The sequence below is a fragment of the Caballeronia sp. PC1 genome, from assembly GCF_021353155.1.
GTDB classification, from domain to species: Bacteria; Pseudomonadota; Gammaproteobacteria; order Burkholderiales; family Burkholderiaceae; genus Caballeronia; species Caballeronia cordobensis.
Genome location: NZ_JAJUBH010000001.1, coordinates 2,146,503 through 2,160,524, shown reverse-complemented (window position 1 = coordinate 2,160,524; position 14,022 = coordinate 2,146,503). Strand labels below are relative to the sequence as shown.

At 65.2% G+C, this 14,022-nt stretch carries 17 protein-coding genes; 4 read left to right on the top strand and 13 right to left on the bottom strand.

Features of this window, described 5'->3' with window-relative positions; genetic code table 11:
* Positions 1–4: 4 nt before the first annotated feature.
* Positions 5–742 (bottom strand): cytochrome c, encoded by a 738-nt coding sequence (locus LY284_RS10380; protein WP_041730139.1) that lies wholly within the window; start codon positions 740–742, stop codon positions 5–7.
* 331 nt (positions 743–1,073) lie between these two features.
* Here LY284_RS10380 and LY284_RS10375 point away from each other — a divergent pair, with 331 nt between their 5' ends.
* Positions 1,074–1,229 (top strand): hypothetical protein, encoded by a 156-nt coding sequence (locus LY284_RS10375; RefSeq protein WP_233385905.1) that lies wholly within the window; start codon positions 1,074–1,076, stop codon positions 1,227–1,229.
* On the top strand, positions 1,229–2,161 hold the full coding sequence (locus tag LY284_RS10370) for a copper resistance D family protein (protein ID WP_014190496.1): 933 nt from the start codon (positions 1,229–1,231) through the stop codon (positions 2,159–2,161). The genes LY284_RS10375 and LY284_RS10370 overlap by 1 nt, the downstream gene beginning before the upstream one ends.
* Before the next feature lie 12 nt (positions 2,162–2,173).
* On the opposite strand, the gene LY284_RS10365 is transcribed toward LY284_RS10370, so the two are convergent.
* The 7 genes from LY284_RS10365 to hda all read right to left on the bottom strand — a co-directional run bounded on the left by LY284_RS10365 (position 2,174) and on the right by hda (position 7,809).
* A complete protein-coding gene (locus LY284_RS10365; RefSeq protein ID WP_014190497.1) occupies positions 2,174–2,473 on the bottom strand; it encodes a hypothetical protein in 300 nt (99 codons plus the stop codon).
* 102 nt (positions 2,474–2,575) lie between these two features.
* Positions 2,576–3,391, bottom strand: coding sequence for a 3-methyl-2-oxobutanoate hydroxymethyltransferase (gene panB / locus LY284_RS10360; RefSeq protein ID WP_014190498.1), 816 nt, complete (start codon positions 3,389–3,391; stop codon positions 2,576–2,578).
* 47 nt (positions 3,392–3,438) lie between these two features.
* Complete coding sequence (locus LY284_RS10355) at positions 3,439–4,119, bottom strand: deoxynucleoside kinase (protein ID WP_014190499.1); 681 nt, start codon at positions 4,117–4,119, stop codon at positions 3,439–3,441.
* The gene (gene folK / locus LY284_RS10350) at positions 4,116–4,670 is read right to left on the bottom strand and encodes a 2-amino-4-hydroxy-6-hydroxymethyldihydropteridine diphosphokinase (RefSeq protein ID WP_014190500.1); all 555 of its coding nucleotides are present in this window, start codon (positions 4,668–4,670) and stop codon (positions 4,116–4,118) included. The genes LY284_RS10355 and folK overlap by 4 nt, the downstream gene beginning before the upstream one ends.
* A gap of 79 nt (positions 4,671–4,749) precedes the next feature.
* Positions 4,750–6,327 (bottom strand): polynucleotide adenylyltransferase PcnB, encoded by a 1,578-nt coding sequence (pcnB, locus tag LY284_RS10345; RefSeq protein ID WP_014190501.1) that lies wholly within the window; start codon positions 6,325–6,327, stop codon positions 4,750–4,752.
* Positions 6,320–7,006, bottom strand: a complete 687-nt coding sequence (locus tag LY284_RS10340) for an HAD family phosphatase (protein WP_014190502.1) — start codon at positions 7,004–7,006, stop codon at positions 6,320–6,322. Before LY284_RS10340 ends, pcnB begins: the two co-directional genes overlap by 8 nt.
* Positions 7,007–7,017: 11 nt before the next feature.
* Positions 7,018–7,809 carry a DnaA regulatory inactivator Hda gene (gene hda / locus LY284_RS10335; RefSeq protein WP_014190503.1) on the bottom strand — a complete coding sequence of 264 codons (792 nt, stop codon included), beginning with the start codon at positions 7,807–7,809 and terminating at the stop codon, positions 7,018–7,020.
* Positions 7,810–8,047: 238 nt separating this feature from the next.
* Here hda and purM point away from each other — a divergent pair, with 238 nt between their 5' ends.
* On the top strand, positions 8,048–9,103 hold the full coding sequence (gene purM / locus LY284_RS10330; protein WP_014190504.1) for a phosphoribosylformylglycinamidine cyclo-ligase: 1,056 nt from the start codon (positions 8,048–8,050) through the stop codon (positions 9,101–9,103).
* 57 nt (positions 9,104–9,160) lie between these two features.
* Here the strand turns inward: purM and LY284_RS10325 are convergent, their stop codons facing one another.
* From LY284_RS10325 to mutL, 4 genes are all read right to left on the bottom strand, one after another.
* Entirely contained in the window at positions 9,161–9,517 is a 357-nt protein-coding gene (locus LY284_RS10325) for a DUF86 domain-containing protein (RefSeq protein WP_014190505.1), read from the bottom strand.
* Positions 9,514–9,807 (bottom strand): nucleotidyltransferase family protein, encoded by a 294-nt coding sequence (locus tag LY284_RS10320; RefSeq protein WP_014190506.1) that lies wholly within the window; start codon positions 9,805–9,807, stop codon positions 9,514–9,516. Before LY284_RS10320 ends, LY284_RS10325 begins: the two co-directional genes overlap by 4 nt.
* Positions 9,808–9,890: 83 nt before the next feature.
* Entirely contained in the window at positions 9,891–10,832 is a 942-nt protein-coding gene (gene miaA / locus LY284_RS10315) for a tRNA (adenosine(37)-N6)-dimethylallyltransferase MiaA (protein ID WP_014190507.1), read from the bottom strand.
* The gene (gene mutL / locus LY284_RS10310; protein ID WP_041730923.1) at positions 10,829–12,802 is read right to left on the bottom strand and encodes a DNA mismatch repair endonuclease MutL; all 1,974 of its coding nucleotides are present in this window, start codon (positions 12,800–12,802) and stop codon (positions 10,829–10,831) included. Before mutL ends, miaA begins: the two co-directional genes overlap by 4 nt.
* 203 nt (positions 12,803–13,005) lie before the next feature.
* Here mutL and LY284_RS10305 point away from each other — a divergent pair, with 203 nt between their 5' ends.
* Positions 13,006–13,665: a DedA family protein gene (locus tag LY284_RS10305; protein WP_014190509.1), complete on the top strand. Its 660-nt coding sequence runs from the start codon at positions 13,006–13,008 to the stop codon at positions 13,663–13,665.
* 63 nt (positions 13,666–13,728) lie between these two features.
* Here LY284_RS10305 and LY284_RS10300 read toward each other — a convergent pair whose 3' ends face one another.
* Positions 13,729–13,980 carry a GlsB/YeaQ/YmgE family stress response membrane protein gene (locus LY284_RS10300; protein ID WP_041730925.1) on the bottom strand — a complete coding sequence of 84 codons (252 nt, stop codon included), beginning with the start codon at positions 13,978–13,980 and terminating at the stop codon, positions 13,729–13,731.
* Between the last annotated feature and the right edge of the window lie 42 nt (positions 13,981–14,022).

Below are 14,022 nucleotides of genomic sequence, written 5' to 3'. Positions count from 1 at the left end.
CGCCTTATTGCGGTTCGCTGCCGCACTTGAGCGGCATCTTCAACGAGCCAGCGGGCGCGGGCACCGGGTTGGCGGGTGCTTGTTGCGTGGACAGCCAGGCGGCGACGGCGGTGACGTCGTCATCCGTCAGGCGCGAGGCGATCTGCTGCATGCAATCGGGCGCCTTGGCGTGACGCGTGCCCGACTTCCATGCGCCGACTTGCGCGCTGATGTAGTCCGAATGCAGGCCGACGAGACCCGGGATGGCCGGCTGCATGCCGGTCAGGCCCTTGCCGTGGCAGGCCGCGCACGCGGGAATATTTTTCGCCGTATCGCCGTTCAGTACGAGTTGCTGGCCGCGCGCGAGCGTCGTGGCCGACACGTTCGACTTGGCCGGCGGCGGATACGGAGGACGCTGGTTCGAGAAGTACGTCGCGATCTGATGAAGGTAATCGTCCGAGAGATACGTGACGAGGTAGTTCATCGGCGGATACTTGCGCCGGCCTTCGCGGAAATTCTGGAGCTGGTTGTACAGATAGTCGGCGGGCTTGCCGGCAAGACGCGGGAAGTAGTCGTTGTCCGTGCCTTCACCGTGAACGCCGTGGCACGCCGTGCAGCCTTGCACGCGCGCGGCCATGCTGTCGGTCGCCGGCTGATTGGCGGTCTGGGCTTGCGCTTGTGCGCCGAAAACGCCAGCGCTGCCGATCAGTGCCAATGCGAGCAGCGGACGAAAAATGCGTCTTGAAAACACGCGACACTCCATGAAATTCGGGGACCTGCCGAGCTTCGTGCGGCTCGGTGCGAAGGTGGCGAACCACGGCCACGCAGGGGGCGGTGGGTGGCGGACCACGGCCACAGCGGCTCGAAGAGCCTCTGATGCGACGCGGCATTCTATCATCGATGCATGATGGTGACTATTTGACACAATCTCGCTCTAAGTCCTGCTGCAGCGCATTCGCGACAATTTGCCGCGCGGCTATTGACCCTCCGCGACGAACTTCTCCAGCGCGGCCGGTTCATTGCCTTTCGACAAATCTTCGACCGCGATTCGACCGCTCATTTGACCGGTGACCCACGCCAGTCCGATGTGCTTCATGCAGTTTCGGAAGCGCCCGGCAAAAATTCAAGGCGTTTCGTTCGCGTTCGATGCTGTGCCGCATCGTGCGCGCCCGTACACCTTCCACGAGATCGATTCTTCGATGACCTTTGTTTCAGTACCGCGCGATCACGCCGCGCCGCCTTCAGCATGATGAACGACGATCCGCTCTGGTTCGCGCAGACCGCGTTCGCGGCGCTCGGCGATCTGTCGTTCGCGTGCGCGCTCGGCGCGCTCATCCTCAAGACATGGCTGTCCGGCGAACAGGCGTTCGCGCCCGTCTCGCCCGCGCGGGGCGGCTGGCGCAGCGCCGCACGGGGCGGCGCGATTGCCGCGCTCGTGCTTGCGCTGTGCTCCTTCGTCTCCCTGTGGCTCGAATCGGCGGCGATGAGCGGCGCGCCGGTTACAGAAGCGGGCGCTTCGCTGTGGCTCGTCGCCACCGGCACGCATGCGGGCGTCGGCTGGTCGGTGGCGCTGGCGGGCGCGCTGCTCCTGTCGCTCGCGGCGGCAAGCGGCGGACCGCTATCGGTTTCGCGCAACGGATTGGCGATGCTCGCGGCGCTGATCGTCGCGGCGGGCAAGTCGGCGATCGGTCATGCCGCCGACGCCGGCGCGTTTTCCTTCGCGGAAGGCGTCCAGACGCTGCATCTGCTCGCGACCGCGGTGTGGGGCGGCATCGTCATCGCGGGGGCGTTCGTGCTGCCGGCGCTCGACACGTCGATGGCGCGCGCGTGTCTGATCCGCATCGTCGCGCGCATGTCGCGCATGGCGGCGATCGCGGTCGCGTTCGTGATCGTGACCGGCGTGTTCAATGGATGGCGCGGCATCGGCGGCGCGCCCGCGGTGCTGGGCGCGAGCACATGGGGTCATGCGCTGCTCGTGAAAATCGCGCTGGTCGCGGTGGCGCTCGCGTTCGGCGCGCTGAACCGATGGTCTGCGCTGCCGAGCCTGCAACGCTCGGCATCGACGATGGATGCGCACACGGTCATCAACGTGATGCGCCTCGAAGCGGTGATGATGGCGAGCGTGTTCGTGGCGGCCGCCGTGCTGTCGCACAGCATTCCGGGCTCGGCGCTCGCGGGATGAACGCGGCGCGCGTTATTCGTAGCCGAGCTTGTGACTGACGATCGGCGCGCAAAAGAGCGCGACCGCGCAGCCGATCACCTTGCCTTGCAGTTCGACGAAGGCCGTATGCGAATCGGCGACGAACATCACTTCGAGAAGTTGCGGCAGGCAGAAAACCGCCGCCGCGCCGATGAACCAGCGCGTCACGGCCGCAATGCGCCAGCCGTGCTGCGCGCCGATGCCCGCCGCCACCACGCGCGCGACGCCCAGCGCGACGAGCGAGCCGACCGCCAGTTGGGCCCGGACGTATTCATCGGGAAGGACGTGCCACATGATCGTTCTCGCTTTTCTAATTGACCGGTTTCGAGCCTATGCGCAAGAAGCTCGCCAGTATGTACGAGAAAACGCAGATCGTGAAGCGCGGCACCCGCGCGCTCAGAACGTGTGCTCGGGTCCGGGAAACGAACCGTCTTTCACCGCGCGCACGTAGGCATCGACGGCTGCGAAAATGCTCGGCTGACCTTGCATGAAATCCTTGACGAAGCGCGGACGCTTGCCGTGAAAAATGCCGAGCATGTCGTGCAGCACGAGCACCTGCCCCGAGCAGTCGATGCCCGCGCCGATGCCGATGGTCGGAATCGCGAGGGCTTCGGTGACTTCGCGCGCGAGGAGTGTCGGCACGGCTTCGATCACGATCAACTGCGCGCCCGCTTCCTGCAGCGCCATGGCGTCGCGCTTCATCTGTTGCGCCGCCGCTTCGGACTTGCCCTGCACCTTGAAGCCGCCGAACGCATGCACCGATTGCGGCGTGAGCCCGACGTGCCCGCACACCGGAATCGAGCGCTCGACGAGAAAACGCACGGTTTCAGCGAGCCATTCGCCGCCTTCGATCTTCACCATCTGCGCGCCGGCGCGCATCAACTGCACGGCGTTTGCATAGGCGTCTTCTTTCGAGCCGATCGTGCCGAAGGGCATGTCCGCGACGATCAGCGCGCTGCGGTTGCCGCGCGCCACCGACGCCGTGTGATACGCGATGTCGGCGAGCGTGACGGGCAGCGTCGTGTGATGCCCTTGCAGCACGTTGCCGAGCGAGTCGCCGATCAGCATGACATCGACGCCCGCGCGTTCGAGCAGCGCCGCGAAGCTCGCGTCGTAGCACGTGAGCATCGCGATGCGCTCGCCGGTCTCGCGCATGGCCTGGAGCTTGGGGACGGTGATCGTCGAGCGATTCGTTTCCTGCAGATACGTCATGATGGTTTCGCTAGAGAGAGCAGATCGGCCGGCGCGCTCGGGCCCGGTCAGGCCGACACGCCTTTGACAAAGAATTCCTTGCGCCCGCGCATGGACCCGATGCGCTCCAGGAGGAGCGCGAGATCTTCATCCGATGCGAGCGGATTCAGATGCTCGGCGTTGACCGTGAGCACCGGCGTCGCGTCGTAGTGATAGAAGAACTCGTTATAAGCATCGCAGAGCGCGCGCAGATAGGAATCGGAGATTTGCAGTTCCATCGGCAGCGCGCGTTTCTGGATGCGTGCGAACAGCACTTCCGGGCTCGCCTGCAGATAGATGACGAGATCGGGCGCGGGGCCGCTCGAACGAATGTGCGAGGCCATGTCCCTGTAAAGCTGGAACTCGTCGTCGGGCAGCGTGAGGCGCGCGAACAGCTCGCTTTTCTGCGTGAGGAAGTCGGTCATGAGCGTGGAGCCGCTCGTGACGATATCGGCGGCTTCCCGCGTCTGCGATGCGCGCTGCAAGGCGAAGCTCAGTTGCGTGGCGAGCGCATGACGCGTGGTGTCGCGATAGAAGCGCTCGAGAAACGGATTGTCCTGCGGGCGCTCGAACAGCGTGCGCATCGACCAGCGTTCGGCGAGCAAGGTCGCAAGCGTCGTCTTGCCGACGCCGATCGGGCCTTCGATTGCAATGTAGCGATGCGGCGGCCGCAGTTGCGGCGCGGTGACGGTCAGTGGCGGAACACTCATCGGCAGTCTGTCTTGTTGGAAGGGGCGGTGTCGGCGTTCGCGTCGCGCGCTGGCGCGCCGGCCATGCACTGGCACGTCGCCACTTTCTCGATGCGCTGATCGGCGACGCCGGCAATGAAGGCATCCGCGCGGCCGCGTTGAGGAAGAATGAGCTCGGGTTCGAGCTCGACGAGCGGCACGAGCACGAAGGCGCGTTCGGTCATGCGCGGATGCGGCACGACGAGATCCGCTTCGTCGATGCTCGATGCGCCGTACAGCAGAATATCCAGGTCGAGCGTGCGCGGCGCATTGCGATAGGGCCGCTCGCGGCCGAACTGCTCCTCGATGTGATGACACAGACGCAGAAGCGACCGCGCCGGCAGACTCGTTTCGAGCTTGACGACGCAATTGAAATAATCGTCGCCCGAAGCGTCGATCGGCGCGGTGCGATACAGGCTCGATTTCGCGAGCACGGTGATCGTGTGCTGCTGGGCGAGACACACGACTGCGTCTTTCAGGGTCTGGCGCGCATCGCCGAGATTCGCTCCCAGGCCCAGATAAGCAATCGTCATGGCAGAAGTCCTACGCGTAGGTTGCAGCGAAAAACGGGAAAGCCACAGCGCTTTCTCGCTACTGTAACCAAATCCGGCCTTACTCGTTGTCGGCGTCTTCGCGCTGAGTCGCCGCACCGGGACTTGCTTCACCTTCGCTTCCCTGCGCGGGCTGCTCCGCCGACTCGCCCGAGCGGCGCTTCGCGTTGCTGCGACGCCGCCGCTTCTTCGGGCCGCTCTTCTCCTTGCCGCCTTGCGACAACAGCGCTTCGCGTTCGGCGTGATCGCCGCTGATGAAGTCGCTCCACCATTGGCCGACTTCGGCGTCGAGCTCGCCCGATTCGCAACGCAGTAGCAGGAAATCATACCCCGCTCTGAATCTTTGGTGTTCCAGCAGCTTCAGCGCGCTGCGGCCGCGTTTTTCCAGCCGATGCTGAAGACCCCAGATCTCGCGCATATCGGACGAGTAGCGCTTGTGGATGGCGAGCTTCTCGGTCTGCATGTCGAGCACGTCGTCCATCGCGCGATGCAACGCGGGCACCGGATACTCGCCGTTCGCGGTGAATTGCTGCCAGCGCGTCTGCACGTCGTGCCACAGCAGCGTGGCGAAGAGAAAGCCCGGCGAAACCGGTTTGCCCGCGCGCACGCGTTCGTCGGTGCTGGTGAGCGCGAGCGTGACGAACTTCTCGCCGTGCGGCTGTTCGAGCACGACATCGAGCAGCGGCAGCACGCCGTGATGCAGGCCTTCCTGACGCAGCCGCGTGAGACACGCGAGCGCGTGACCCGAGAGCAGCAGCTTCAGCATCTCGTCGAAGAGACGCGCGGCCGGCACGTTGTTCATCAGGTCCGCGAGATCCTTGATAGGCGCGCGCGTGGCTTCGTCGATCTCGAAGCCGAGCTTCGCCGCGAAGCGCACGACGCGCAGCATGCGCACCGGATCTTCGCGATAACGCGTGGCCGGATCGCCGATCATGCGCAACAGCCGCGCGCGGATATCGGCCATGCCGTCGTGATAATCCAGCACGGTTTGCGTGGCCGGATCGTAGTACATCGCGTTGATGGTGAAATCGCGCCGCGTGGCGTCTTCGTGCTGCTCGCCCCAGACGTTGTCGCGCAGCACGCGGCCGCTTGCGTCGACGGCATGCGTGCGGCCATCGAGTTCGCCGCGCTTCAGCCGCCGCGGCGGTTCGGCGGACGGCTCCGGCGGCACATCCATGAGCGCGCGGAACGTCGATGTCTCGATGATCTCCTGCCCGAACTGCACATGGACGATCTGAAAGCGCCGCCCGATGATGCGGGCGCGGCGAAAGAGCTTTTGCACCTGATCGGGCGTGCCGTCGGTGGCGACGTCGAAGTCCTTGGGCGCAACGCCGAGCAGCAGATCGCGCACCGCGCCGCCGACGATGAACGCGCGGTGTCCCGCGTGCTGCAGGCCTTCGGTGACGCGCACGGCGTTCTTCGAGATCAGCGACGGATCGATGCCGTGGATCTCCGAGGACAGGATCACCGGCACGTTCGGATCGCGCTTCACGTGCGGGGCGGCTTTCTTGCGCGTGCTCTTGCGAGCGGGTTTTGCTTCTTGCGAAGCGTTCGGCGTGTCGTTGGCTGCGCCTGCATTGCCTTCGTCGGCGGAGGCGCTTTCTTGCCCGAACAGCTTGCGGATGAGTTTTTTAATCACGTGTGTCGAACAGGTTCAGGATGCGCCAGCCTTGGGCTTGCGCGTGCGCGCGCAGGGTGTCGTCGGGATTGGTCGCGACCGGGTCGGTGACGCGCGCAAGCAGCGGGATGTCGTTGTGCGAGTCGCTGTAGAAATAGCTGTGCTTGAAGTCGCCGAGTGTCTTGCCGATCGACGCGAGCCATTGCTCGACCCGCACGATCTTGCCTTCGCGATAGCTCGGCGTGCCCGTGGGCCGGCCGGTGAGCGCGCCCGCCGGATGATTGCCGACAGTTTCCACTTCGCACGCGATCAGCGTTTCGATGCCGAACGCCTCGGCGATCGGCGCGGTGATGAACGCGTTGGTCGCGGTGACGAGACAGCAGAGATCGCCGTTGTCCTGATGCTCGCGCACCAGCGTTACGGCCGCCGGCACGATGCGCGGATTGATCACTTCGCGCATGAACTGGGCGTGCCAGTCGGTCAGTTGCTCGCGCGAATATTTCGCGAGCGGCGCGAGCATGGCATGCAGATACGCGTTGATATCGAGCACGCCCGCCTTGTAATCGGCGTAGAAGGCATCGTTCTGACGGGCGAAAGATTCCGCTTCGACGATGCCGAGCTTCACCATGAAGCGGCCCCATTCGTGGTCGCTGTCGGTGGGGATGAGCGTGTGGTCGAGATCAAACAGGGCGAGGTTCATGGGTGCGCATTTTACTTGAAGCGGGTCGGATCGTTGTCCGGCGCGGCGGACGCGCCATCCGCGCCCGAATTCCGGGCCGGCGCGTCGTCGGTTGCGACCGGTGCGAGCGGCGCGGCGCGGCCGGTTTGCTGGAGCATCGCACGCAGAAGAGGGCGCGTCACCGCGCGTTTTTGTTCGAGCGAGAAGCGGTCGAGTTCGTCGAGCAGCGCCATGAGGCTCGGCATGTCGCGGCGAAAGTGCGTGAGCAGATAGCCCGGCACGTCGTCCGCCAGCACGATGCCGCGCTCGCGCGCCGCGTGCTTGAGCACCGACGCCTTCGCCTCGTCCGAAAGCGGCTGGAGATGGAACACGAGGCCCCAGCCGAGCCGCGTGCGCAGGTCTTCGCGCACGGTGAGCGCGAGCGGCGCGTCGTTGCCGGTGGCGACGAGCGCGCTGGTGGGCTGCGCGCGCACTTCGTTGAAGAGATTGAAGAGCGCGATCTGCTGCGCGGGCGACAGTCGGTCGCAATCGTCGATGGCATAGAGCGTCACGCGCGGATCGAAGCCGAACGCGTTGAGCGCGCTTTGCGGGCTCAGATAGCGCGCGTGGCCGTTCGCTTCGTGCGTGAGCGCCTGCAGCAAGTGGCTGCGGCCGCTGCCCGGCTCGCCCCACACGTAGAACGTGCGGTCCGCGACGGGGCCGGCCGCGAGCGCGCCTTCGAGCTCGCGCAGCCGCGCGATCAGCTCGTGATTGCCGGCGGCGAAGAAATTATCGAACGTGGCGGGCGGCGGCGTGCCCAGATCGAGCGTCAGTTGGCGTTGCACGGGAGATCGGTGTCGTCGGGCCTTGCGTCGGGCATATCTTGAAAACCGGCGGATGAGCCGTGCGCGAGACGCGCAAAGCCGCATCGGACCGTTTCGCGGGCATTTCGCGGCTGCGCTCGGGTTTTCGGGCTGAATCTCGAAAAGAGCGTTGCCGGCGCGTGCGCCGCGTGCGGGAAATCCGGTCGTCGGGTCATCATCGGGTAAAATCGCATTTTACCGACCTTCTCGCACTCCCCCCATGAATCAACCGAAATCCGCCTCCGGCACCCAGGGTCTGTCGTATCGCGACGCGGGTGTGGACATCGACGCGGGCGACGCGCTCGTCGATCGCATCAAGCCGTTTGCCAAAAAGACGCTGCGCGAAGGCGTGCTGGGCGGCATCGGCGGATTCGGCGCGCTTTTCGAAGTGCCGAAGAAGTACAAGGAACCGGTGCTCGTGTCGGGCACGGACGGCGTCGGCACCAAGCTGCGCCTCGCCTTCACGCTGAACCGCCACGACACGGTCGGCCAGGATCTCGTCGCGATGAGCGTCAACGATATTCTGGTGCAGGGCGCCGAGCCGCTCTTTTTCCTCGATTACTTCGCGTGCGGCAAGCTGGATGTCGATACCGCCGCGGACGTCGTGAAGGGCATCGCGCAGGGCTGCGAATACGCGGGCTGCGCGCTGATCGGCGGCGAGACGGCGGAAATGCCGGGCATGTATCCGGACGGCGAATACGACCTCGCCGGTTTCGCGGTCGGCGCGGTGGAAAAGAGCAAGATCATCGACGGCAGCACGATCAAGCCGGGCGACGTCGTGCTGGGCCTCGCGTCGAGCGGCATTCATTCGAACGGTTATTCGCTGGTGCGCAAGATCATCGAGCGCGCGAATCCCGATCTGAACGCCGATTTCGACGGCCGCTCGCTCGCCGACGCGCTGATGGCGCCCACGCGCATCTACGTCAAGCCGCTGCTTGCCGCGATGCAGAGCGTCACGGTGAAGGGCATGGCGCATATCACGGGCGGTGGTCTCGTCGAGAACATTCCGCGCGTGCTGCGCGAAGGGCTGACGGCGGAGCTGGATCATCGCGCGTGGCCGCTGCCGCCGCTGTTCGCGTGGCTGCAGAAGCACGGCGGCGTTGCGGATGCGGAGATGCATCGCGTGTTCAATTGCGGCATCGGCATGGCGGTGATCGTCGCGGCCGAAGATGCCGATGCGGCTACCGGTTTGCTGTCGGGTGCGGGCGAGCAGGTCTGGAAGATCGGCGTCGTGCGCGAAAGCAAGGAAGGGGAGGCGCAGACGGTGGTGGTTTAAGTCGCTTGCCGTTTGGTTGCAGCCAAAACCCTCGCTCGGTGCGAGGGTTTTGTATTTTTAGCCCGGATGTTGCAGTAGTAGCTGCTCGAGATCAGGCAGAGCGGTTTTCACCGTTTCCCATACGATATCGAGGTTTGTATCGAAGTAACCGTGTGTCATTCGATTGCGCATGCCGCGCAGTTTCTTCCAAGGTACGCCCGGCGTGGCCGCTGCGAATTCGGGAAACTCCGCTTCGATCTGAACCGCCGCCTCGCCGATCACGATTAGATTCAGAATGACGGCTTGCTGGATCATGCGGGTTTCGAGGAATTCGGATTTGTCGATTCCATCGAGGTACCCGCGCGCGGTTCTCGATGCGTCCCGCATGTGTTCCAGATAGTCCCCGAGACGCAATTGTCGCTGCTTTGCGTTCATACGATGCGCGCCTCGTCGAGCACTTCGCCGCGAAATGCCGCGGGCAGATCCTGCGGCGTCACGACGTCGACCGATACGCCGAGCAGATCTTCGAGCTCGACCTGAATCGCGCCGAGATCGAGCAATGTCGCTCCGGGCAGCGGGTCCACGAGAATATCGAGATCGCTCTCGTCGTCGTCGTCGCCATGCAACACGGAACCGAAGACGCGCGCGTTGGCCGCGCGATTGGCGGCGACAATGCGAAGAATGTCGTCGCGATGGGCGTATAGGGCCGCGGAAGGTCTGCTCATATCGAATCCGAATGGCGCGGTGGGGGCCCGTCAATCATAGCGCGGGTGGACGTTCAGGGCCTACCCGCAAAGCGGTGTCGGCCTCAGCGCCCTAAAATCCGCTCCACCGCCTCCACCACCCGCTCCGTCGCATCCCCCGCACAACAATCCACGACGACTCTTTCAGGCATCGCCCTCAACCACGTCAATTGCCGCTTGCACAACTGCCGCGTCGCGAAGATGCCTTTGTCGCGCATTTCATCGTAGCCGCATGCGCCGTCGAGATACTCCCACGCTTGCCGATAACCGACGCAGCGCATCGACGGCATCGAGAGATCCAGATCGCCGCGCGCACGCAACGCGCGCACTTCGTCGATGAAACCGTGCGCGAGCATCGCATCGAAGCGCGCCTCGATGCGCTTGTGCAGCACCGCGCGATCCGACGGCTCCAGCGCCACCGGCACGAAGCGGTACGGCGTTTCCCGATCCTGAATGCGCGGCGCGGCGAGCAGCGCGGACATCGGCTTGCCGGACAGCATGAACACTTCCAGCGCGCGCTGGATGCGCTGCGAGTCGTTCGGCGCGAGGCGCGCGGCGGTCTGCGGATCGACTTCGGCCAGGCGCGCATGCAACGCGGGCCAGCCGTCGCGGGCGGCGTCGGCATCGAGCGCGGCGCGCACGTCGGCATCGGCGGAGGGAAGATCGTTGAGTCCTTGCGTCAGCGCCTTGTAGTACAGCATCGTGCCGCCGACCAGCAACGGCACGTTGCCGCGCGCGACGATCTCGCCCACAAGCCGCAGCGCGTCCGCGCGAAACTGCGCGGCGGAATACGAATCGGCGGGATCGATGATGTCGATCAGATGATGCGGCGCGGCCGCGCGCTCCTCCGCGCTCGGCTTGGCCGTGCCGATATCCATCTCGCGATAGACGAGCGCCGAATCCACGCTGACGATCTCGACAGGATGCCGCGCCGCGAACGCCAGCGCGGCGGCGGTTTTTCCAGACGCCGTCGGGCCAAGCAGACAGGCTACCGGCAAGGCGCTCATTGTCCGCGCATGAAAAGCCGGTCGAGATCGGCGAGGGTTAGCTGATACCACGTCGGCCGGCCGTGATTGCACTGGTCCGCGCGCTCGGTCGCTTCCATCTGGCGCAAAAGCGCGTTCATCTCGTCGAGCGTGAGCCGCCGGTTCGCCCGCACCGCGTTGTGGCAGGCGAGCGTGCCGAGCAGTTCGTGCTGGCGTTCGGTCAGCACGCGCGAGCCGCCGTAGGCATGCAGATCCGCGAGCACGGCGCGCGCAAGCGCTTGCAGATCGGCGTCTTTCAAAAGCGCGGGCACGGCGCGGATCGCGATCGAGGTCGGCGAGAGCACGGCGAGATCGAAGCCGAGCGCGTCGAGCGTCTCGCGCTCTTCCTCGACGATGCCGATTTCGACCGGCTCGGCCGTCATCGAGACGGGAATCAGCAGCGGCTGCACGGCGATCGCGCGATCGGCGAGCGCGTGCTTGAACTGCTCGTAAAGAATGCGCTCGTGCGCGGCGTGCATGTCGACGATCACGAGCCCACGCGCGTTCTGCGCGAGCACATAGATGCCGTGAATCTGGCCGACGGCGAAACCGAGCGGCTGTTCGTCGTGGCTATCGAGCGGTGCGTTGTAAGCCGGCGTGTCCTCCGACGCCCACGCCAGCGCCGGCGACGGCGCGTCGCGCGTGGTCGTGGCATCGGGCGTGCCGGCGCCGGCATCCTTGCGGCCGAAGAGCGCATCGTAGAGCGCGAGCGGCTGCGCGACCGGCAGCGTGCCTTGCGTCATGCGCGACTGACGCATCCAGTTCGTGCCGTTCTCGCTTTTCAACGAGAGCGTTTCAGGCGTGCCGGAAAAAGGCTTCGCGCTGAACGACGTTTCGCCCGTGGGCGTGAGTTGCGCCGCGTGCCCGCCCGAGGTCGTTTCCGGCGATGCGCCCGCATGCCGCGCGAGCGCACGCTGCACGGCGTGAAACACGTACTGGTGAATCGAGCGCGAATCGCGAAAGCGCACTTCGATCTTCGACGGATGCACGTTCACATCGACCGATTCGGGCGGCAGGTCGAGAAACAGCACGTACGCCGGGTAGCGGTTGCCGTGCAGCACGTCTTCGTACGCGGCGCGCACGGCGTGCGTGAGCAGCTTGTCGCGCACGAAACGGCCGTTCACGAAGAAATATTGCTGGTCGGCGCGGCCGCGGCTCGCGGTCGGCAAACCGGCGCAGCCATAGACGGCGAGCGGACCCGCGCGCTCGTCGAGCGGCAGATGCGCGGTCTCGAACACCTCGCCGAGAATCTTCGCGACGCGCGCCTGCGGATCGCTCGCGTTCCAGTGCTCGACGGCGCGGCCGTTGTGCATCACCGAAATCGCGACGTCGGGCCGCGCGAGCGCCGTGCGGCGAATCACATCGAGGCAATGGCCGAGTTCGGTCTGCTCGCTCTTCAGGAACTTGCGGCGCGCGGGCGTGTTGAAGTACAGCTCGCGCACTTCCATCGTGGTGCCGACGGTGCCCGCGGCGGGCGAGATCACACCGGTCTGCGCGTCGATGCGCGTCGCGTGCGGGCAGCTTTCGGTGCGGCTCGTGATGAACAATTCGGCGACGGACGCGATCGATGCGATCGCCTCGCCGCGAAACCCGAGCGTGGCGACGGCTTCGAGTTCGGCGAGCGAGCGGATCTTGCTCGTCGCGTGGCGCATGAGCGCGAGGGGAAGTTCGTTCGGCGGCATGCCGTAGCCGTCGTCGGCGACCACGATGCGCTTCACGCCGCCTTCGTCGAGCGTGATGCGCAGCGTGCGCGCGCCAGCGTCGAGCGCGTTTTCCAGCAGCTCCTTGACGACCGACGCCGGCCGCTCCACGACTTCGCCCGCGGCGATCTGGCTGATGAGCTGGTCGGGCAGCGGGGCGATGGCGCGCGAACGGCGCGCGTCGCCGGCTGTCAAAGCGGCTGCCGGGCTGTCGATGGCGGCGCTGGCGGTGGGTTCGTTGAGATCGGCCATGACGAAATTATAGCGTTCGCGACCGGGCGCCTTCTTCGCGCACCGCATCTGTCCACGGCCGCCAACTGAACGCAGGTTGGCGCTTCGACACGGTTTTTTAACCGGCGCGCCGCGTCACTTCGGTATCATGGCGCGACTCCCCTGTTCGTTGCCGACGCGCAATTTTTTGCCGCGCCGGTGCAATTTTTTCGAGGAAAGCTTTTTTGGACACGCTGCTGCAATTCCTGGGACTCATCCTTCACATCGACAAGTCGCTCGGTGTCTTCATCCAGAATTACGGCGCCTGGGTCTACGCGGTCTTGTTCCTGATCGTGTTTTGCGAAACCGGGCTCGTCGTGTTTCCGTTCCTGCCGGGCGATTCGCTGCTGTTCATCGGCGGGGCGTTCGCCGCATCGCACGAGATGGATCTGTTCGCGCTGATCGCGCTGCTGCTCGTCGCGGCGATCGTCGGCAATACGGTGAATTACTGGATCGGGCGCGCCATCGGGCCGAAGGTCTTCGACACGAACATTCCCGTGCTCGAACGCTTTCTCGACCGGGCGGCGCTGCAAAAGACGCACAACTTCTACGAGAAACACGGCGGCAAGACTATCGTGATCGCGCGTTTCGTGCCGGTGGTGCGGACCTTCGCGCCGTTCGTCGCGGGGGTGTCGTCGATGAGTCACGCGCGCTTTCAGCTCTTCAATATTCTGGGCGCGCTCATCTGGGTGCTGCTGCTCGTGTTGCTCGGCTATTTCTTCGGCAACATTCCGTTCATCAAGCAGTATCTGAATGTGATCGTGCTGGTGGGGATCGGTGCGGCGATCGTGCCGATTGCGATCGGCGCGCTGTGGAAAATGAGCCGGCGCAACTCGAAGGCCTGAGTTCGGATGCATCCCCCCGCGAGGCCGCCGGACGGGCCGCCTCGCGAGCGCAGTGCAGCGGCGTTATCCGCGGCGGAACAGGCGGATGACGAAAATCAGCACCATCGCGCCGATCACAGCGGTGATCAGCGTGCCTAGGATGCCGCCGCCGAACGAGACGCCGAGCATGCCGAAGAGCCATCCACCGATGACGCCGCCCACGATGCCGACGAGGATATCGACGATCACGCCGAAACCGCTGCCGTTCATGATGAGGCCGGCGAGCCAGCCGGCCACGCCGCCGATGATCAGACTGAGGATGATGCCGTGTTGCAGGATTTGCATGCGTTGAGACTCCATTGAGATTGAGAATTGCGG